Origin of the sequence: Micromonospora sp. BL1 (assembly GCF_003667485.1) — a bacterium.
Taxonomy (GTDB): Bacteria; Actinomycetota; Actinomycetes; order Mycobacteriales; family Micromonosporaceae; genus Micromonospora; species Micromonospora tulbaghiae.
In genome coordinates this window covers 1-864 of sequence record NZ_RCVK01000251.1, presented here as the reverse complement: position 1 = coordinate 864, position 864 = coordinate 1, and the positions used below count along the sequence as shown (strand labels likewise).

General features: G+C 76.6%; 1 protein-coding gene. It reads right to left on the bottom strand.

The window, feature by feature from the left end; all coding sequences use genetic code 11:
- Position 1: 1 nt before the first annotated feature.
- Positions 2–847 carry a pentapeptide repeat-containing protein gene (locus EAD96_RS17265; RefSeq protein WP_121685048.1) on the bottom strand — a complete coding sequence of 282 codons (846 nt, stop codon included), beginning with the start codon at positions 845–847 and terminating at the stop codon, positions 2–4.
- Positions 848–864: the final 17 nt, after the last annotated feature.

The following is an 864-nucleotide window of genomic DNA, read 5'->3' as shown; positions in this document are numbered from 1 at the left end:
GTTAGCGGCGGCGCTGGCGCGGGCGGGGACGCGTCGGGGTCAGCGTCAGCGACCAGTGGGCCGGGCGGCGTAGCCCTGGCGGCAGCACCGTTCGGTGGTCGCCGCGCGCGGCGTCGAGCTGCGACTGGTGCGTGAACAGGCACTCGCCCAGGTCCGCGCCGCGCAGGTCGGCTCCGCGTAGGTCCGCGCCGGTCAGGTCGGCGGCGCCGAGGCGTACGCCCCGCAGGTCGGCGCCGATCAGGCAGGCGCCGCGCAGGTTCGCCCCGGCCAGCGGGGTACGGCGCAGGTCCACCCCGATCAGCATCGCGCCCCGGCGGTCCGGCCCGGGCTTCCCGGCGCGGGCCTGTTCGGCGGCGCGGGACAGCAGGCGGTTGGCGCGGTCCCGGTGCGCGTCGACGTCGAGGGCGAGCAGTTCCTCGGGGGTGCCGTCGGTGAGCCGGCCGGTCTCGTCGAGCGCGGCGGTCAGCTCGTCGCGCAGCGGTCCGGCGGGGGTGAGGCGTACCGCCTCGGTCAGGTACCAGAGCAGCTCGTGCAGTGGCCGCAGCACCGCGAAGCTGTCGAACATCCGTTGCGCGGTGGCCGGGTCGGCGCGCCAGTCGCGGCCGGCGAACGTGTTCTGGGTGAGGTGCTGACCGGCGCCGAAGCAGTCGAACACGGTGCATCCGGGGAAGCCGCGTTGCCGCAGCTCGGTGTGGATGCCGCAGCGGAAGTCGGCGCCCAGGTTCGGGCAGGGCCGCCCGGCGGGCTTGTCGACGGCGAAGTCGGCCGACGCGGTGAACGCGGGCGCGACGCAGCAGACCCCGGCGCAGCGCGAACAGTCCGCCCGCAACTCCCGCCCGCCACCCACCGCGCCCGACCCCGGTC